General features: G+C 56.6%; 15 protein-coding genes and 3 pseudogenes. 5 read left to right on the forward strand and 13 right to left on the reverse strand.

Annotation, left to right across the window (positions count from 1 at the left end; genetic code table 11):
* Positions 1-9 precede the first annotated feature (9 nt).
* Genes ACFQ2S_RS23345 through ACFQ2S_RS23370 form a run of 6 tightly spaced genes read right to left on the reverse strand, consistent with a single transcriptional unit; the run spans position 10 to position 6,034 of the window.
* A complete protein-coding gene (locus ACFQ2S_RS23345; RefSeq protein ID WP_386078740.1) occupies positions 10-1,272 on the reverse strand; it encodes a lipopolysaccharide biosynthesis protein in 1,263 nt (420 codons plus the stop codon).
* Entirely contained in the window at positions 1,269-1,898 is a 630-nt protein-coding gene (locus tag ACFQ2S_RS23350; RefSeq protein WP_386078742.1) for an acetyltransferase, read from the reverse strand. Before ACFQ2S_RS23350 ends, ACFQ2S_RS23345 begins: the two co-directional genes overlap by 4 nt.
* A gap of 16 nt (positions 1,899-1,914) precedes the next feature.
* Positions 1,915-2,970 carry an N-acetylneuraminate synthase family protein gene (locus tag ACFQ2S_RS23355; RefSeq protein ID WP_386078745.1) on the reverse strand — a complete coding sequence of 352 codons (1,056 nt, stop codon included), beginning with the start codon at positions 2,968-2,970 and terminating at the stop codon, positions 1,915-1,917.
* On the reverse strand, positions 2,963-3,679 hold the full coding sequence (locus ACFQ2S_RS23360) for an acylneuraminate cytidylyltransferase family protein (protein WP_386078748.1): 717 nt from the start codon (positions 3,677-3,679) through the stop codon (positions 2,963-2,965). The genes ACFQ2S_RS23355 and ACFQ2S_RS23360 overlap by 8 nt, the downstream gene beginning before the upstream one ends.
* Positions 3,680-3,681: 2 nt before the next feature.
* Positions 3,682-5,175, reverse strand: coding sequence for an aminotransferase class V-fold PLP-dependent enzyme (locus ACFQ2S_RS23365; RefSeq protein WP_386078751.1), 1,494 nt, complete (start codon positions 5,173-5,175; stop codon positions 3,682-3,684).
* On the reverse strand, positions 5,168-6,034 hold the full coding sequence (locus ACFQ2S_RS23370; protein ID WP_386078754.1) for a sugar phosphate isomerase/epimerase family protein: 867 nt from the start codon (positions 6,032-6,034) through the stop codon (positions 5,168-5,170). Before ACFQ2S_RS23370 ends, ACFQ2S_RS23365 begins: the two co-directional genes overlap by 8 nt.
* 573 nt (positions 6,035-6,607) lie before the next feature.
* Here ACFQ2S_RS23370 and ACFQ2S_RS23375 point away from each other — a divergent pair.
* The 3 genes and pseudogenes from ACFQ2S_RS23375 to ACFQ2S_RS23385 form a co-directional block, all read left to right on the forward strand.
* Positions 6,608-7,220 (forward strand): annotated as a pseudogene (locus tag ACFQ2S_RS23375) (transposase); the annotation flags it as partial.
* A gap of 453 nt (positions 7,221-7,673) precedes the next feature.
* On the forward strand, positions 7,674-8,183 hold the full coding sequence (locus tag ACFQ2S_RS23380; RefSeq protein ID WP_386078757.1) for an IS3 family transposase: 510 nt from the start codon (positions 7,674-7,676) through the stop codon (positions 8,181-8,183).
* A gap of 51 nt (positions 8,184-8,234) precedes the next feature.
* Positions 8,235-8,471: an integrase core domain-containing protein gene (locus ACFQ2S_RS23385; RefSeq protein WP_386078759.1), complete on the forward strand. Its 237-nt coding sequence runs from the start codon at positions 8,235-8,237 to the stop codon at positions 8,469-8,471.
* A 1,215-nt stretch (positions 8,472-9,686) separates the two neighbouring features.
* On the opposite strand, the gene ACFQ2S_RS23390 is transcribed toward ACFQ2S_RS23385, so the two are convergent.
* From ACFQ2S_RS23390 to ACFQ2S_RS23405, 4 genes and pseudogenes are all read right to left on the reverse strand, one after another.
* Complete coding sequence (locus ACFQ2S_RS23390; protein WP_386078762.1) at positions 9,687-10,073, reverse strand: type II toxin-antitoxin system death-on-curing family toxin; 387 nt, start codon at positions 10,071-10,073, stop codon at positions 9,687-9,689.
* Positions 10,070-10,294: an AbrB/MazE/SpoVT family DNA-binding domain-containing protein gene (locus ACFQ2S_RS23395; protein WP_386078765.1), complete on the reverse strand. Its 225-nt coding sequence runs from the start codon at positions 10,292-10,294 to the stop codon at positions 10,070-10,072. Before ACFQ2S_RS23395 ends, ACFQ2S_RS23390 begins: the two co-directional genes overlap by 4 nt.
* A gap of 1,097 nt (positions 10,295-11,391) precedes the next feature.
* The gene (locus ACFQ2S_RS23400) at positions 11,392-12,474 is read right to left on the reverse strand and encodes an ornithine cyclodeaminase (RefSeq protein WP_386078768.1); all 1,083 of its coding nucleotides are present in this window, start codon (positions 12,472-12,474) and stop codon (positions 11,392-11,394) included.
* 506 nt (positions 12,475-12,980) lie between these two features.
* Positions 12,981-13,187: pseudogene (locus tag ACFQ2S_RS23405) on the reverse strand (IS1380 family transposase); the annotation flags it as partial.
* A gap of 506 nt (positions 13,188-13,693) precedes the next feature.
* On the opposite strand from ACFQ2S_RS23405, the gene ACFQ2S_RS23410 reads away from it, so the two are divergent.
* The gene (locus tag ACFQ2S_RS23410; RefSeq protein WP_386078771.1) at positions 13,694-14,611 is read left to right on the forward strand and encodes a calcium-binding protein; all 918 of its coding nucleotides are present in this window, start codon (positions 13,694-13,696) and stop codon (positions 14,609-14,611) included.
* 20 nt (positions 14,612-14,631) lie between these two features.
* On the opposite strand, the pseudogene ACFQ2S_RS23415 reads toward ACFQ2S_RS23410, so the two are convergent.
* A pseudogene (locus tag ACFQ2S_RS23415) lies at positions 14,632-14,913 on the reverse strand (transposase); the annotation flags it as partial.
* Positions 14,914-15,157: 244 nt separating this feature from the next.
* Here ACFQ2S_RS23415 and ACFQ2S_RS23420 point away from each other — a divergent pair.
* Positions 15,158-15,373 carry a hypothetical protein gene (locus ACFQ2S_RS23420; RefSeq protein WP_386078774.1) on the forward strand — a complete coding sequence of 72 codons (216 nt, stop codon included), beginning with the start codon at positions 15,158-15,160 and terminating at the stop codon, positions 15,371-15,373.
* Between the two features lie 395 nt (positions 15,374-15,768).
* Here the strand turns inward: ACFQ2S_RS23420 and ACFQ2S_RS23425 are convergent, their stop codons facing one another.
* A complete protein-coding gene (locus ACFQ2S_RS23425) occupies positions 15,769-16,620 on the reverse strand; it encodes an endonuclease/exonuclease/phosphatase family protein (protein ID WP_386078777.1) in 852 nt (283 codons plus the stop codon).
* A 181-nt stretch (positions 16,621-16,801) separates the two neighbouring features.
* Positions 16,802-17,128, reverse strand: coding sequence for a hypothetical protein (locus tag ACFQ2S_RS23430; RefSeq protein WP_386078779.1), 327 nt, complete (start codon positions 17,126-17,128; stop codon positions 16,802-16,804).
* Positions 17,129-17,962 lie beyond the last annotated feature (834 nt).

A 17,962-nucleotide genomic window follows, 5' to 3' on the forward strand; every position in this document is an offset into this window, starting at 1 on the left:
AGACTCTAATCAAAAACACGGCTTGAACCAATCTCTTGGCCGGACTCGTTCGCAGAGAAGTAAAACAATGAGTGCTCTAAAAAACGAAGCGATTGCGAAGGCCATTGCTGCTCCTTGAATACCAAAGCGCGGCACAAGCAAATACAGGAGCCCGAGATTAAACAAACCAAGAACGATTGTGGTCGATGCAAGAGCACTAGTCTTCTTCTCATAGAGAAGAAAGTTGATCAGATAGAGATAGACGCCATGGAATGCGGTTCCTAATGCCAAGAGGGGTACGAGGCGACCCGCGTGACTATAGTCTTCTCCCAGAACAGAGGTGGCGAGAAAGGGACCCGCCAAAGCTAGTACGCCCGCGAGCGAGAAAGTGATGAGGCCCACGATGTAGAGAACGCCGATCACGCGCCGGTCCTTTTCTCCGTCCATAGAAAGCTGGTCAAAGGCCCAAGGCTGGAACGACTTGTTGATCGCGTCGTTGACTAGCCGCAGCAAAAAAGTGATCTGAACGGCCGCGAAATAAACTCCGACGGCCTCAAGTCCAGAATAGCTCTTGATGAAGAAACGGTCGGCAGAGGCCAGAAAGAAGACGCCCAAAGCATGCGGAACTAGCGGCAAGCCGAATTGCAGCGCTTCCTTGATGACCTCCCGGTCGATGGTCCAGGCGATCAAGCGGTTACGCAATAGTGAGATCAAAGCAAGTGTTCCCACGAACCCACTTGCAATGGTGATACCCAAGATACGGCCCTCCGCAGAACGTATGAAGAACCAAACAATGGTCAGCGACACCGTGAGGTTAGTCAATGCCATGCCAATCTGCATGATCCCGTAATTCCGTGCTTGTCCGCGCATTTGATAGTCAGCAAGACGGACACTCACCAGAAAGCTTGCAGAGGCTACACCTAGACCAAGAACCATTGCCACGAAGCCAAGCCCCGTGCCCATCGTCAGCCAGGAACGTAGGAACAGAACCAAGGAGAATGACAGAATTAAGCTGCCAACGAGGATCACCATTGTCGCTCCGATGAATCTGGCGTAACGAGCCTCCCCCACCTCCCCTTCGTTTCGGAAAGTGAAGAAATTTCGTTTGATCGCTCCAACCGTATTCACGCCCACAACGGCGAGAGAGACATTGACGAAGGCTTGGAAAATCGCGACTTGCCCGTACTCGGCCTGGTCCAGAAGGCGAGTCAGTATGGGCAACAGCAGAAAAGGTACCGATGCTGCAATCAGGTTGGCGGCAAGATAGATTAGAGATTTGCGTCCGGAGATCATCTCGCCTTCACACGGGCAGGGATCCCCACCGCCAGAGCTCTTGGGGGCACATCATCAAGGGCCACAGCGCCGGCACCCAATTGAGCATGGTCTCCGATGATTAAGCCGTGGCCGACTTTGCTTCCGATTCCCAAGAAGGCACCATTTCCAATGATGCAACGACCGGCAATAGCCACCGCTGGCGAGATGGTGGAAAAGTCGCCTACACGTGTTTCATGATCGACCGAAGCATGGGTATTCACAATAACTCCATCACCCAACGTCGCTTCGGGACCGACGAATGCCATCGCACAGATCTGTACCCCTACGCCGAGGCTCGCGCTCGGATCGACGTACGCGGTGGGATGAACAAGCGGTGGCAAAATGTAACCCAGTGACGTAAGTTTTTCCTGTGCAGAAGCCCTTGCGACAGGATCGCCTAGCGCGACGTACGCCACTGAGACATTTTCGGCCCGAAGCGCCGCAAGGCTATCCGTTCCTCCAATCACGGGTACGGCGAGAATACACTCTCCAGGTCGCAGTTGCCCGTTGTCGATAACACCGACGCAGTCGTGGCTACCGATGGCCTTCAACATGGCCAACACCGCCCGGGCATGACTTCCGGCACCGAAAACGATAGACTTCATTCGCTAGGTACGTCCTTCAACTCAGATCTTCCAGACTGACCGCCTGATCACTCTCAACTCTGCGAACAAGGGCCCGGCCGATGACTTGAGCGACGTCGTTCGGTCGAAGACCGACTGCAGGACGTTTGAAGGCAAGGTCCTCAAGCGTCACTGTGGTTCCGACAGCCATGTCGTTGCGCCAATAGATCGATTTCTGCATTGCAGACTTGTTTGCTCGCTCGGCCTCAGTGATCCTTTTTTCGGATGACCCCAGGATAATCTCAACACGCCGGATACGCTGGACAAGATCCGTGAAATCAGCGGGCTCAGACGATGCTCTATGGTCAGGCCCCGGAAGAGTTCTATCGAGGGTGAAGTGTTTTTCGACGAGTTGTGCACCATGTGCGGCCGCCAGAACCGAAACCTCATTTCCAACAGTGTGGTCGGAAAAGCCCACCGGACAGCAAAACTCATCCGCCAAAGTACGCATTACCCTGAGGTTGGATTCCTCGGCAGGGGCCGGGTATTCCGAAGTGCACTGCAACAGATAGAGTTCACCACGTTTTCTTGTCTCTGGCATAGCGTCAACTGCATCGCGGACTTCGTCCATGTTGCACATACCAGTCGACAAAATTACAGGACGGGCCATACCATCGATTGCTTTTAGGAACGGGATATTGGTGGTATCCGATGACGCCACTTTAATCGCCGTTACCTGAAGGTCTTCGGCAAGGAAACGTGCACTTTCAGTATCGTAGGGCGTACACACATAGGCGATTCCTGACTTAGTGCAGTAGTCGGAAAGCTCCCGGTGCTGATCCTGGCTCAACTCAAGAGCCTCTAACATGTCCCGCTGGTTGATCTCCAAGGCGCCGGTCGTTGCCTTTTGATACTCCGCCTTCTCAGCCTTGGCAGTGACCAATTCATCGGTGCGGTATATCTGGAACTTTACCGCATCCACACCTGTGCCCACGGCAGCGTCAATTGATTGTCGGGCAAGTTCCATACTGCCATTATGGTTCACCCCGATCTCGGCAATCACCACGATACGATTAGCCGCGAAAGCCTCGGCAAACAGATTGGTTTTAGTCATGTGCTTCGCCCCTCAGCTTTTGGGCCATCATTTCTGCAATCTGAAAGTCGACGGTGCTGTCGACATCTAGCGATCGTTCTTCAGGCATTAGATAGAGTTCGAGCATCGGTCGCACGACACGGTCGTTGGGTTGTGCTAGCTCGCGGCGGCGCCAGACGTACACTGCCCCGTTCAGAGCGTAGACCGTCGGTGCTGCCTGACGAGCGCTTACCCGCTCTGAAGGCTCCTTGCAAAGCGCGTAACGGTCGGTCTCGCTAGTTTCCAGCATGTTGAAATACGGGTTGTCTTTTGCGATGCTGGCCGAAAGCACAAGTGGTGCAGCGCTTTCTTCAAGCAGCCGCACCGCGCCCACGACGTCTTGATCTCCACGCAACGGCGAGGTCACGGCCAAATCCGCCACAACACTGAAACGCTCCCCAAGCGTCGCCTCCGCGATCTCAACCGCGTGGCGGATCCCGGGCAGTTTGGTTGCCGAATCATTGGCCATCTCCTGTGGCCGTCGCACCAAAACCTGTGCCCCTGCATCGCGGGCAATATCAAGATAGGCTTCACTATCGGAACTGACCGCGACGCAGTCGAAAATCCGCGTTCGCAGGGCTTGCCGTACGCTAAGGGCAAGCATCGGTTCCCCGAGAAACGGACGTACGTTCTTGTCGGGAAGGCCCTTGGACCCTGCTCGGGCTAAGATAGTTGCGATTCTCAGACTCACGACTACCTGCCGATTGCAGAAAGTCGTTTCACATTAAGCATTTCGATACCACTCCGGAAGGTCTTGCAGATGTCGTCAATTTGCTTCTCAGTCAATTTGGGCGACGCCGGAAAGGCTACCCCGGTGCGGGACGCGGAAACGCTATTGGGGCAGTCGCCAATCCGCCTGAGATTTGCGTATGGCGGCATGACATGCATCGGATAAAAAAGCCTTCGAGAATCGATCTTGCGTGCACGCATGAATCGCAGCATTTGGTCAGCGACGTCGCCGGCGAAAATATCCCGAAAGAGCACCACGAAGTTCCAAAAGCTGTGTACATTGTTGGGATCAACCTCAGGCAGGATGATTAATTCGGACAAATCGGCCAAACGCTCTGTGTAACTACCGGCAAGTCGAATTTTGGCAGCTAGTAGTTCGTCGACCTTTTCGAGTTGGGCCAATCCGATCGCCGCCTGGAGATTTGTAAGGCGGAAGTTGAACCCAGCCTCTAGATGCCAATAGCGCTTCTTGGTATCCATTCCATGGTCCCGCAACACACGCGCCCGTGCCGCCACCTCGGGGTCAGAGAACACAACCATGCCGCCTTCGCCGGTAGTTATCAGTTTGTTTGCGAAGAACGAGAAAGTGCCGGCATCGCCTAGGGTGCCAGCGTGGCGACTACCTAGTCGAGAGCCCAACGCTTCGGCGGCGTCTTCGATCACTAGAAGCCCGTGCTCGCGAGCGATTTCGCCCAACTTTCCCATGTCACTCATCTGTCCATAAAGATGCACTGGCATAATAGCCCGTGTCCGGGAAGTTATCGCGGCACGCACTGCCGTGGGGTCCATTGTCAATTGGATCGGATCAACATCGACGATGACTGGACTTGCTCCGACGTGCAGGACTGCATTCAAAGTCGCGGCAAAGGTAAGGTCAGGAACAATTACCTCGTCACCCGGCCCGACATCGAGCGCAGCAAGTGCAAGTTGGAGGGCGACGGTACCGTTCGATACCGTTATCGCCTGCCCCACCGGCACGCCGGTGAGCTTCGCGAAAGCATTCTCGAAAGCCGCGACATATGCACCCTGAGACGAAATCCATCCCGAACTCAAGCAGTCGACGACGTAAGATATTTCGTTCCCGCCTAGGAGCGGCTCGGCCGCTGGGATGAACTCGGGGTCTTTCTCAAGAACGAACCGCTGTGCGCGACCAACTCCGTCGACTATCGGAATAACCGTAATTCGATCACTAACATGCGCGCGAGCCTCGCTCTCAGGAAGGCTTTCCGGCAGGGTGATGAAGTTTTTGTTCATTACAGCGCTGGCAGGTTCGTCGAGCCCATGACCCGCGAGCAATCCGCGACGCATGTCTCCGTCCGAAATCGCTCCAACCAGACGAGAGGAAGCATCAGTCACAAAGACAATACGAAGGCCTGTTTGATCGAGAGCGCGCAGGACGTCCCGAAGTTCAGTCGTCTCATCAATCAACAGGTTAGACAAGAGTTCGGGGCTATCCATATGCAACCTCAATGGCGTCGATGCAGGCGGCGAGTTGGGATCGGGTAGTACAACGGGTCTCTACGACGATGTACTCAGGGGCAAAGTTAGCGAGCGTGTTGGTGATCCACGAGTCTCTATTAAACGGTTCGTTCGAATCGTGCGACCCATTGTTGTCCGAAAGGTGCAACGCCCGAGTGTGCGGAGACACCAGATCAAAAAATGCCGTGCAGTCTAGCCCAAGCGTCGCTGCGGTAACCTTTACATGGCCAAAGTCGATCAGGAGGCCAAGGTGGTCTCCGCCCATCCTTTCAGCGAACTCTGCGAGTTCTTCTCCGGTCGCCAACAACAGCATATCGTTTCGACCTTCGATGAGATTGGGTTCAGCCACAACGTTGTTCTCTACGAGAATGCCGACACCATGCTTTGCGCCGAAATCAACGAGTTCCCGTATTGACGCTTCGAAAATCGCCTTGGCTACGGCCTTGTCGCGTCGATTCTCGGCTGGAATCTGCTTTCCTAAATGCTCGGGTTTGACAATTGCCGCAAAACCGGCGTGGACACTGAAGTAACGCGCCTGCAGCTTCTGGCTGAGTTCAATCGCTCTGCGGCAGTGGGCCAGGCTCGTTTCGAGTGTTGATAGATCTTCCGATGCCAAGTTCAGCACAAAGGGTTCCGGTGGCGGAGGCGAATAGTTGTGCACTATGAATTGCAATTGGGATTGACACACCAACTGACTCTCCAATTTATCCTCACGCGTAATGCCGTGGGTTAGCTCGATTTTATTTGCACCCCAACTTTGTGCCTTGTGTACAAGTCCGGCAAAGTCCCGCTCCCCGAACGCGATCGAAGATACAAAAACATCTGGGACTTCAATCATCACATCTTCTCATCAAAGCTCATTTCTCCACATAAACGATGAAAACGATAATCACTACTCAAACGCCTCACAGCACAAACTCCCGGCACCAAAGTTCGCACTGCGGCCAAATTAGCCACACCACCCGTCATGCGATGGCACGGCGGTCGGTTCCATGGTGGCCGTGAGCCCGGGTCCCGGTACATACAGAGAGCACGGCAGCAATCATGTCTTATTGTATCGCTATCACGCATTACCATGGCTATCACAACGCCGCTCGCAACAAACAACAGACACGGCTCACCAAGTTGGATGTGCCTACTATGGTTTGTGCCTTAAAGGGTGCGGCCCTGGGTGTGAAGTCCTCCAGTAAGGTTCCCGCCCATTAGTATCGGTTTTGGCGGATTTGGGCAGTGTACCAGCTGAGTGTGTAGGAGGCCGCGCGCGAATCCTTCGGCGTAGCACAGCTCGCGGCCGCGGGTGACGCTGGCGGTTACCGTCGATCTTTGGAGAAGGTTCGGGTTGCAACACCCGGAACCGACAATGGAGATGACGATGACCGAAGAGAGAATGGCGCTAATTGAGCTGGTTTAGCTGGTTGAGAAGCAGGCCGATGGCGACCTCGTGCGCGAGATGCTGGCGGTTGCGGCCGCGCGTATGATAGAGGCCGAGGTGGAGGTGTGAATGAGCGCGTCCAACGACGCACGCACGCAGATGCGGGAGGTTCAGCGCTACTGCTTCCGCGACCGGGACTGGACCACCCGCGCCGGTTGCGCTGGAGATTCCGAAGCTGCGCAAGGGCAGCTACTCCCTGAGCTTTCTTGAGCCGCGCAGGACGGCGAAGAAAGCATTGGTCGCCGTGATCTAGGAAGCTTATGTCCATGGCATCTCGACCCGTTCGGTCGATCATCTGGTGAAGGCCATGGGCGCGGGCGGCATGTTCAAGAGCCAGGTCAGCCGCCTGTGTGCCGAGATCGACGAACGGGTGAATGCCTCCCTGGCCCGGCCGCTGGAGGGCGCATGGCCCGACCTCTGGCTCGACGCGACCTATGTGAAGGTCCGCGAGGGCGGGCGCCTCGTCAGCCGCACCTGAAAAATCGCGGTGGCGGTCAACGAGGACGGCAAGCGGGAGATTCTGTGCGTCACTACCGCTCCTTCCGAGGCCGAGACGTTCTGGACAGAGTTCCCGCGCAGCCTCGCTGATCGTGTCAACGGCGGAGCAATTTCCGGCACTAGTGGAGTGCGCCCCCGACGGTGGACAGTTTGGCCCCGAGATATTGACCGGTCCCGGGTTCTGCTAAGTAGAACCTCATGACCAGAAAGCACCGCCGTTATAGCACAGCGAGGAAACGCGAGGTTGTTGAGGCGTATCTCAACGGCGCGTCGATGCGCGGGCTCAGCCAGGAATTTGACGTATGCCGCACGCTGATCCCGATCTGGGTCGACAAGTACGAGCGCGGCGAGTTCGATGACGACGCCGTCGAGGAAGAGTTGATCCCGGAATACGAGGCGCGGATCGCCGCGCTCGAACGGCTTGTCGGGCGCCAGGCTCTCGAGATCGAGTTTCTAATGGGGGCTCAGCGGCGCGCACGGTCACAGAAAAACGAGCCTGGGTGCGTGATCACCGGCCCGCCGGAATCTCGATCGGACGGGGTGCGAATTGATGGACCTGCCACGCTCCAGTTTCTATGCAAATCCCGCGCAGGCCATCGAGGACCCGGTCGTGGAACTGATCAGATCGATCTGCGCGACGTCCCGGAACTATGGCTACCGTCGTGTCACGGCGGAGCTGCGGCATCGCGGACACGTCGTGAACTCGAAGAAGGTTCGGCGGATCCTGCGAGAGAACGATCTGAATCCCACGCGAAAACGCAGATATTTCGCAACCACCGAAAGCAATCACGACAGCCCGATCTATCCCAATGTCGCGAAGGGCTTCGAGGTCCACGGGCCGGATCAGCTCTGGGTGGAAGACATTACCTATATCGCGATCGGCACCGGCTTCGTCTACCTCGCGGTGATACTGGATGCCTGGTCGCGCAAGGTGGTGGGCTACGGGCTCGGCCGGAACATCGACGCCCGTCTCACAACTGCGGCTCTGAAGGCAGCGATAGCGGCCCGACGGCCCCTGCCGGGCTGTGTCTTCCATAGCGACAGGGGCGCTCAATAAGCTTCCTCGAGGCACCGACGCATCCTCAAAGAGCATGGTTTCCCGGGCTCGATGAGCCGGAGGGGGAATCCGTATGATAATCCGCAGGCGGAGAGCTTCATGAAGACGCTGAAGGTCGAAGCGGTCTACGCCACTGAGTATGCGACCTTCGAAGATGTCGCCGCGGACTTGCTGGCCTTCATCGACGACGTCTACAACGCGACTCGGCTGCTCTCGGCGCTCGGATATCTGAGCCCCGATCAGTTCGAAGAGAGAAACGCCCCGGCCCGGTCAAAACAGGCCGCCTGACGTGTCCAATCGAAAGGGCGCACTCCAGGGCGGCGCAAAATCCGGCCAGTTCCGGCGTGATCGGCGCCCCGCGTAAGGCGGTTCTCATCCACCTTCCGATGCGACACCTTCGGGATATCATGAATGTGATACGCCGGCATGCACACCTGCACCGGCAGGTGGCACGCCATAACTTAACCCACCAGACCCATTGGCTGGGCCCGGTCGGGCACGCTCCTCCGGAGACGGAGCATACCGCATCCCGCATCCCGCGACAGGCATACGGGACCCGCTTTCCATATCGGCACCAAGAGATATCAATCGCATGACAAACCTCAGCTAGATGCCTGTCTGGGCCAGGACGTGCCCCATTGCGGCATATCGAGCTCGCAGGCGACATGAGGCCCAGCAGCTACCCTAACCGGAGCCAAGCGAAGGGCCGTTCAGACTCCCTTCAACAGCGGCCCCACCGGATATCATAGATGCGATACGCCGCTTGCGGTTCCAATTCTGGTTGGCCGCGTGGCAAGATATCGGCCACCATCACAATCGGCAGGAAAAGAGCAGGCATGTACTCTGTGAATGCCGCTGCGGTCGGGATCAAGCGACTTGCGGTTCAGCCTGGCGCCGCGTCGGCATCCGCCGGATATCATATGTGCGATACTCTCTCCGTCGGAACCTGGCTCGACATCGACCATTCAGGTGCTTGTTACCCCACAGGCACGACAAGGCCATGCGAGCGGCATGAAAGCGGGGCGCATCTGACCTTCCACGGCAACCTTCCGGCAACGTCCTGCTACTACATCCTCCACGCCGTATTAAATCTGCGATATCCCCTCCGAACGTCCTGACGGCTACGGCACAATCGAGGGCGACGTTCCCTTTTAATAGGACTGATCAAAAAGGCGCGAAGGCGTTGATAGTCCCCTTCCCAGGGAGGTCGCTTCTTTTTAATAAGACGGATTTAACCCCTCATTCGGAGCCTTGCGCGCCATATCAGGCGAGTTCGTAGGGCTTCGTGGTTGAAGGGGTTTCCTTCCCTCTCAAGCCCGCGACCTAAGCGGACGAACCCACTGAACAGTTTTCGCTCGCGGACCTACGCGGATCGAACATCCGGACATGTTTGAAATTGGAGACCTAAACGGATCACTTCTTTGCATGTGTCTGAGCCTGAAGACCAAAGCGGATTGACGTGCTGGAGAACAGAGTTCCCACTCGCAAGGGGATTATCGCGTTTCAGATCTCCTTCCAGTCCACACGAAGCCAATCGGCAAAATCAGATTCGCCAACGCGTCCGGTGGACAGGTCTTCCATCATCCTAACACCGATCACCGGATCCGGGCGAAAAGCGTAGCCGTTCAGGCGGAGGAAGGTGCCCGCCGTCACGAAGGCCGTCCGCTTGTTTCCGTCCACGAAGGCGTGGGCTTTCACTAGTCCGAAAGCATAGGCTGCCGCGATCTCTGCAAAGTCAGCATCCGTGTAGGCTGCGAGGTTCATTGCCCGGGCACAGCCCATCTCAAGAAGCGCCATGTCGCGGAGCCCCGCCTTGCCACCATGGCGGGCAATCTGGCGGTCGTGGATGGCGATCACTGCTGCCAGTGGGACCCAGACCGGGGCAATCATGCCAACGCCTGGAGCAGATCCCTATTCTCGTCCATCACGATCTCGGCCGCCTTCAGCGCTTCGGCGACTGACGGGTCCTGTGCCATTATCTTCAGGCTGCCATCGTCCCCCCTGACCACGAAAAGAGTGTCGCCTTCCTTGGCATCAAGCAGGGTCAGCATCTCGGTTGTCAGTGTCATTACGGCCGAGTTGCCAACCTTGCGAATTTTCGTTTCAATCATCGAAGCCTCGCGCGTGTATATCCATGTATATACTCCGATGCCAATCAGCCGCAAGGGCTTTGGTGCCTGGCGAATGGACGCCCGGACGCGATCCCACAACAACTCTATCTGGATATGTCCGCACTTGGAGAGCTACGCGGACTGCCCTTCTGGATATCCACGCGTTCGGAGACCTAGGCGGGCAAGTCTTGCAAGTAGTCCGCCCAATTCTGCCACCATTCTCGGGCGGCACTGTTGTGGGTCGCAGCATTGTAGACGCTGTCGTTCCCTCCGCCTGACAAGTGGTTCTTTAACCGATCGCGAACCTCGCGTGAGCAGCGTTTTTCTGCAGCCCAAGTTGGCCCCGCGTTTCGAAGGCAATAGACCTTCCAATGCGTCGTCAACTCAATCGGCCCACTTCATTTGATGACGGACAGATATCTACCGTGCATATACATGCGGGCGCTGGAAATGCTTCTTGGCCGCGATCGATCCGAAGGGAAGGTGCCGAATGCCTTGCGACAGTCGACTACCAAATAGCAAGGATCAATAGGCCGCTTGCAAATAACCATCCTAACGAGATTATAATCAGCACCATTCACCATTTGACCTCCAGGCCAGCGCACCGAAATCCGTTCTCACTCACGATACACAGCTCACGCGCGCCACTCGGCAAGCTACTTCCGGAGGTGGGCACTACTGCAAGCAAACCGACAATTGCCAGCCATGCAACATACATCTTCATCGTTACTACTACCTTTACCAACTACGCCGGCCAACAAACCGGATGATGTCATTTTCCAATTTTTGTCGGAGAATTTCACCATGACGCAACGTTAGTTGGGATTGCTGGGCGGTGAACAGTTCGGGATAATTCTAGGGATTAATTCCAGACCTCAGGCGGCTGTCGCAATTACCCCACAAACTTGCCGCAAAGTCTCTCACAATTTTCGAAAATTATGCACATATTTCGATACAGCAGAATCATCTCTGTGAGACATTGCTGCATCCTTCGTGTTCTGCCGCTCGCGGCGCTTTAGCGCCGAAACTCCACAACGCCCGAACCAACCGCACTCTATCACGTCTCCTCAAAGCAAACGTTGAGCATTGATTCTGGATCAATTAACTCCATCGTTGCCGGGGCGATCGCACTCCGGCATGCACAAGAGCAGACCAAAAAGGTTCTTCGGGTCGTCAGGATTGGCAAGAATGTCGATCCACTCGCTCAAACCCGCATCGACGGCCAGGTCATGGACGTACCGCAGGGCCGAAAAATCCTCTATCGCGAAGCCGACGCTGTCGAAGACCGTGGTTTGCTGGGAGGACACCCGTCCCGCGGCGTGCCCGGCCACGACCTTCCAAAGTTCCGTCACGGGATGCTCGGGATCGAGCTGCTGGATCTCGCCTTCGATCCGGGTTTGGGGCGGATACTCCACAAATACGTCGGAGCGCCTGAGAATGTCGGCCTGCAGCTCTGTCTTCCCCTCGCAGTCGCCGCCGATCGCGTTGATATGCACCCCTGCGCCGACCATGTTGTCCGTCAGGACCCGGCCATTGCCGACACTGGCCGTGCAGGTCGTGATGATTTCGGCGCCGGCCACCGCGTCCTGCGCCGTGGCGCATGCCACCACGTGCAACCCTGTCGATGAGAGGTTCTGCACGGCCTTCGCAGTGGCGAGCGGATCAACGTCGTAGAGCCTCACGGTCGTGATTCCGAGAACGTAGTGGAACGCCAGAGCCTGGAACTCGCATTGCGCCCCGCTGCCAATGATCGCCATCGTGCGGGCGCCCTCGGGTGCAAGGTACTTCGCCGCCATCACGGAGGTGGCCGCCGTTCGCAACGCCGTCAGCAGTGTCATTTCGGCGAGCAGGTAGGTATGGCCGCTGTCGATCCGCGCAAGGGCTCCGAAGCCGGTCACGGTCTGGTCCCGGCGAAGCGCATTTCCGGGGTGGCAATGCACATACTTGAAACCGTAGGAGTGCTGGTCCGAGACCGGCATCAGCTCGATGAATCCCTCGCCTGTCGCTTGCGTGACACGAGGCACCTTGTTGAATTCCTCCCAGCGGCGGAAATCGACTTCGATTGCGTCGACCAAGCCGTGCATGACCTTGGGCAATCCGATGGCGCCCACCAACCTGCGCACTCCGGCCACGCTGAGGAAGCATACCGCCCCATTGGCATCTCCGGATGCAGAGTTCATCACAGCGCCAAGTCCAAGCCGGCCGCCACTACCAGTTTCGGGTTGGCATGGCGGCAGCGTGTTGGGATGGGAGCCCTTCTTTCGACAAGCACAATTCCGACGCCACGATCACACGCGCCGGGATGTTCCAGTTCACAATGGGCGCTAAGCGGGCTGCGTCGCTTGCCGGACTCGCGATTGCTTGATCCTATGAAATCCGACAATTCCCCAAATGCCGGTGAACCAATTGCACGCCGCTTGGACGGCATCCTTTCCTGCACGACGGGAATTACACACGGGCCCGTCCTCGCAATTGAAGCAATCATAGCAGCCCACACATTGGTAACGAGCAATATTCGTACGACATTTCTTTCGGCAATCGCGAATGGTTGAAGCCGACATTCCCCAAGTGGCCTGCCGTCCGACTTCAGGATTGCCTGAATCTACCCGCTGAACAAGTGCTTGTCGCCAAGCGCGGCGTCTGTGGTCGCGCAAACGCTTGGAACCGGGCGGATCGGGCCGCTAACCCGCACCACCCAGTCCGGCTCCATCGGCAGGTTGGTGACGAAAAAGCCGACAAGGGAGAAAAGCTCAACCGGATGCCATGTGATCTTGGCAATGAACCAGCGTTCCTTGTCCGAGGATGCCGCTTGATACTGGAAGTCCTCGGAGAGCCGCTTCACCTTAGTCAGCGAAGGCCGATCCACGGGCCGGGTCAGCCGATGCGCGAAGCGGCTGTCCCACTGGCGCATCCAGCGGATGGCATAAGTTTCCAGTATCTAACCATCCGAGCCTTGTTCGTTGATCGACATCACCGCAAAAAGGGCACTTCATTTTACAAAAATCATGTGTTGCGGGTTTTGGAACAGCCGCGACTTGCTCTCGTTCCACACTTGGCGCTCAGCCGGTTTGGCGTGCGCCTTTTCTTGTCGGGCAAACCCGCTGTAGGGGGGCATCCAGTTGGGCTAGCACAGGCTCTGAGTGTCGGGTCGTAGATTTGGCGGTCCGTCGCGCCCCAAACGGACATGCACTCACTTGGAGACCTAATGGAGCACTTTGAACCGCCCCGGTTTCACCGGAGGCAGGTTGGTTGGTCTCAAGTAGCTTCTGTAAACGCCAGTCCCGTGTTTCATGAGCAACAGACCAACAAACCTAGGCGTTCGATAGGGTGTCGAGCTTGCGGGATCGTAACGTGCCTAGCGAACTAAATGCTAGCAAACGAACTGATACAGGCAACCTTATGACCACATACACAGTTTCCGGCTTCGTCCTTGAAGAGAACAACAAGGGTGATGTGACCGGTATTCGGGATTCTTCTCTTGAGATCGTACTTAAGGACAGCGTGAAAAGCCTGAGCTACCGCGTCACAGGCAGTGACAGCGAAGATCAGCCAACGGTCACTTGGGCTGGTACATACAACGCTATCATCGACGGAGAGGTTGATTTGCTTGGACCGGGCTCAGACCCTGACCTGTTCACCAATAAGGTTCTCGAGGTATCTTGGAACAGCGGCTCCAAGTCCGCCTTCGTGGCGAACTTCTACGACGAAACCAAACAGGAATCTTACGTGTTCGCCATTGGTGGCGACGAGTTGCCGACCTTCTCCAATGTTTCTCAGTTCCAGAATTTCTTCTCTGGTGCAACTCTGTCCCAGCCAAGCAAGTCGTCTGGATTTGGGCCCCGGACTGATATTGATCTCGGGGACTTCCCGGATGTCGGGACAACGCAAGCCGATCTGATACTCGGGACCGGCGGACAGGATATGTTCAATGCGGGGCGCGGCCGCGACAAGGTTTATGGAAAGGGCGGAGCAGACGATCTCAGCGGTGGAAATGGCAACGACAAGTTGTTTGGTCAGAGTGGCAATGACAAGCTCAACGGCGGGACTGGGAACGACATACTGGTAGGAGGCAAAGGGGCCGATAACTACATCTTCAAGGGCAAGTTTGGCGATGATGTGATCCGGGATTTTGCCGCGGACAACAACCTGGAAGATATCGACCTGAGGGGCGTGAACGGGATCACTGGCTTCAAGGACCTGAAGAGCAATCACATGTCGCAAAAGGGTGACGACGTGCTGATTAACGCTGGAACTAACTCGATCCGGCTGGAGGACGTTGATCTGTCTGACCTCCAAGCCAATGACTTCCTGTTCTAGGGTCAGGACTCGTTCTCGGTTCATAGCCAAAACAAGACCGTTGCGGCGAGCGCGATGGCGGACAGGAAGGCTTTGGGGCACCTGTCGTACCGAGTTGCCACTCGTCGCCAGTCTTTGAGCCTGCCGAACATGATCTCGATGCGGTTGCGGCGCTTGTATCGCCGCTTGTCGTATTTCACCGGTTTCTTGCGCTTCTTTCGGCCAGGGATGCAGGCGCGTATCCCTCTGTCTTGTAAGGCTTCTCTAAACCAATCGGCATCATAGCCGCGATCTCCGAGCAACCACTCGGCATCTGGCAGGCTGTCCGACCGATCCGGCGTTTGCGACGGGGCGACGCCAATGCGGCAAGAATGCGAACAAGACATGGAATAGTGTTTCAGGCGGGACAAAGCTCCCTTGCGAGGCATATTGGTGTCGCCGCCAGCGCTCCAACAGCACAATTGACAATGATGCGCCGAGTGTCTCGTTGGAGGATACTCAGTCCTAGGGGGCATGTTGTGTATCCGCCGGTCTTAAGACGCTGGCTTTGGAAGAGTGGATGTTAAGATGTACGAGTTCTTGCTCATGTTGAGCGTATTCCTGCTGTTTGCCTTTCTGTTCTCGCCAGCCCAATGGCTTCTGGGATGGAAGGCAAATGCAGGAATCAGCGCGGTTTTCCGGTTCTTTGCGAAACCCGTACCAAAGGAAAGCGACGATCGTGTTCTTCCGTTTGAGCTGGCGATTCAGGAGGTGCTGGCAAAACGGCACGCTCGGGAAACATAGGAATGGATCGCGGGGTGAGAAATCCTCGCTGAAGCGGTTGCCAGCATCGCGCCGGAGAGCCTGGGCCTATGGCTGAGGACCTTCCACAACACGGCGAAGCAGATGTCCGACGATGTCGCGCTGGAGGGAGCGACGGCTCGTCGGTCCATCTCCTGCCCGCGAGGTCGCAAAGCATTGCGGGCCGGCCAAGTACGCGCCGACGGTACTTAATGCACCTTGGCTCGCCATCAATTGGTGGTTCAATGTGTCAGGCTTGCGAACAGGTTCGGCAGTTGCTCCGGCAGCCGCGCAATATGATCGACAATCGCGTAGTTGTTCTCGCCGAAGATCCGTTTGACGTAACTGTCGGCCTCGGGGTCAAGGGTTCATCCTACCAGCTCCGTTGCGGGTTTCGTTCAGATGTCGAACTGCGCAAGCAGACCGTAGTGATCCGAGCCAAGCAGCGGTCGCCGTTCTACTATGGCGCTCGAATTGGCCGGAACGAGCACATGATCGATCGCGAGCGGCGCAAAGGCACGGAAACGCGGATATGTTGTCAGGTTTTCACCGGCAGCGCGCGCATTGGCGGCGCGTTCTATACGCCCGACGCTTGCGCCACCACGCACCATGTTGAAGTCGCCCGAAACGACGATGTCGCCCTCGAGCTGTGAAATCACCGCGGCGATTGCTCGCGCTTGCTTGTGTTGGCCGTAGGGGAAGGGCCACAGAAGATGCACTGACGCGACCCAGATGCGCTTGTTGCCCAACTCCACTTGGGCCAGCGCAAGATCCAGCTGAGAGTAGCAACGCGCAGTGCCTTCGACGATCTCGTGACTAGTCAACATAGCCACACCGCGTATTTCACTCGAGCGGCAGATGACCCGATTCGGAAACTGGGCGAGCGTAGGTTCGAGTGCGTGCAAGTTGTGGGTCGACAGTTCCTGTAGGGTTACGAAGTCAGGCTCGAAAGCCTTGATGTCGTCCGCGATGGCTTGTGGTGTTCTGCCGAATTTAAGCAGGTTCTTTTGGTACAAAGTGTAAGTATCTGGCCCCAGAGCCCCGTATGTTGACGAAGAAACGATAAGGGGAGCCGTGCTGCCGACGGCAAAAACTGCGAGGACGGCACTGGTTCGTAGACCTCCGGATAGCACAAATATCCCTGCTATTCCGCAGGTAATCGCAGCGATATGAGTGCGGAACACGGCGAGCGAGTCGCCAAGCGGCAGCCATTCTCCAGCAAAGCTGAGACCCAGAACGGCCAAAAGCATCGTCGTCGCAATGTACAGGACTACGCGAAGCCTCGATGCGGCAGGTCGTCGACTTTCAATAAGGACCGATGCGAGGCTCGTTTGCCGCTTAACTGGCACTGGCCCGATTTGACTAGCGGGGTTCATGAAGTTCGGCTTTCGTGATCGTGGATAGCGTGGGGCGGATTGAGGTTGCTTGTTATCAATTCGGCCGGGTGCCCAGACGGACTTCAAGCTGTGCTGATGGCTGCCCAAGAAAACTGCATGAACAGATCCTGACGTGGCTGTAGCGGTCACACAGCCACATGTTGGAAGGATACGGCTCTAGGTAAAAACCACGCTCGCGCAACGCCGCTTCTAGGTCAGTCCAATTCAACGCTGTGAGGAAGACTTTGGCCAAATGCATACGCAGATGAGCAGCCATCTCGGAGTCGAGGCGGTTCGCCGCCCTGGCGCTCGCCCAAGCGGATTGTTCAACGTTTTTGGCGAAATCTGCCTTGGCTGGGTCGATGTCCTGTTGCTCAAGCACGGCGTGATCTCCTTTTCACTTGGTTCTCGGAACAGAAAGTCCATACAGGTTCAGCCCGAGTCTTACTGATCAGAAAGCAGGAAAACGACTGCACGTTAGGAGCTTCGCCGCCTATTTTGGGAGGGCCGTTACCCGAACGGATAGTGCACTGGATCTCAGACGAAATGCCGATACCCGATCAGGACTTGAGCGGGCGGTGCCAAAGCAAGTTTTCTGGACGGGTTAGGGGAGTTTGGTGGTGTCGAGGGAAAGCAATTGAGGGGTGCATACCCCGTAGATCTCAGGTTGTTCTTGTGGATCGAGGTTTTATGGCTCCGCTTCAGGCTTGAGGCGATCATCTGATCAAAATGGTCGGTTGAGCGTTGGGTCGGCAAAGCAGAAAATCTCCAAGGAACACATCAACACAATGAAACTGGGCCCACTCCTATCAAATAGGCATCACTGCAGCCGCCTTTTTCTGGCCGCCGGCTGCAGTTTGTGTTGCGAACACAGGCCGCGAGGCTGGCCAGCCCCCACCCAAAATCGGGCCCACTCATTGGGGCTGGCCAGCTGTGCCAAGAGGCACATTTCGTCCATCGGTGACGATCGGAAATATCGTCATCGATACAGAAGTGTGCCTCGACCTTCGCTCTTGTAAATATCGTGTCATCGCTCCCTCTCAAGGTCGTCGGCCACGGAAGCTGCGAGCTTACTGACGCACTTCATAGATGTAGAAAGGGCCACCGGTTATGGCCAGTGGCCCCTCTGGCCGCTCAGATGCGACTCGGTCCTCCTCAGGGTGGACGCTCTCTACAAGGTGATTTACCCAACGTCAACTCCGTCGGCATTTTGATT

The organism is Tropicimonas aquimaris (assembly GCF_042676185.1).
Lineage (GTDB): Bacteria > Pseudomonadota > Alphaproteobacteria > Rhodobacterales > Rhodobacteraceae > Tropicimonas > Tropicimonas aquimaris.

Excerpts from the sequence above, each read along its gene's own strand:
- ACFQ2S_RS23345 (WP_386078740.1), bottom strand. The coding sequence starts at position 1,272 with ATGATCTCCGGACGCAAATCTCTAATCTATCTTGCCGCCAACCTGATT.
- ACFQ2S_RS23350 (WP_386078742.1), bottom strand. The coding sequence starts at position 1,898 with ATGAAGTCTATCGTTTTCGGTGCCGGAAGTCATGCCCGGGCGGTGTTG.
- ACFQ2S_RS23355 (WP_386078745.1), bottom strand. The coding sequence starts at position 2,970 with ATGACTAAAACCAATCTGTTTGCCGAGGCTTTCGCGGCTAATCGTATC.
- ACFQ2S_RS23365 (WP_386078751.1), bottom strand. The coding sequence starts at position 5,175 with ATGGATAGCCCCGAACTCTTGTCTAACCTGTTGATTGATGAGACGACT.
- ACFQ2S_RS23370 (WP_386078754.1), bottom strand. The coding sequence starts at position 6,034 with ATGATTGAAGTCCCAGATGTTTTTGTATCTTCGATCGCGTTCGGGGAG.
- ACFQ2S_RS23385 (WP_386078759.1), top strand. The coding sequence starts at position 8,235 with ATGAGCCGGAGGGGGAATCCGTATGATAATCCGCAGGCGGAGAGCTTC.
- ACFQ2S_RS23390 (WP_386078762.1), bottom strand. The coding sequence starts at position 10,073 with ATGATTGCCCCGGTCTGGGTCCCACTGGCAGCAGTGATCGCCATCCAC.
- ACFQ2S_RS23395 (WP_386078765.1), bottom strand. The coding sequence starts at position 10,294 with ATGATTGAAACGAAAATTCGCAAGGTTGGCAACTCGGCCGTAATGACA.
- ACFQ2S_RS23400 (WP_386078768.1), bottom strand. The coding sequence starts at position 12,474 with ATGAACTCTGCATCCGGAGATGCCAATGGGGCGGTATGCTTCCTCAGC.
- ACFQ2S_RS23410 (WP_386078771.1), top strand. The coding sequence starts at position 13,694 with ATGACCACATACACAGTTTCCGGCTTCGTCCTTGAAGAGAACAACAAG.
- ACFQ2S_RS23420 (WP_386078774.1), top strand. The coding sequence starts at position 15,158 with ATGTACGAGTTCTTGCTCATGTTGAGCGTATTCCTGCTGTTTGCCTTT.
- ACFQ2S_RS23425 (WP_386078777.1), bottom strand. The coding sequence starts at position 16,620 with ATGCTTTTGGCCGTTCTGGGTCTCAGCTTTGCTGGAGAATGGCTGCCG.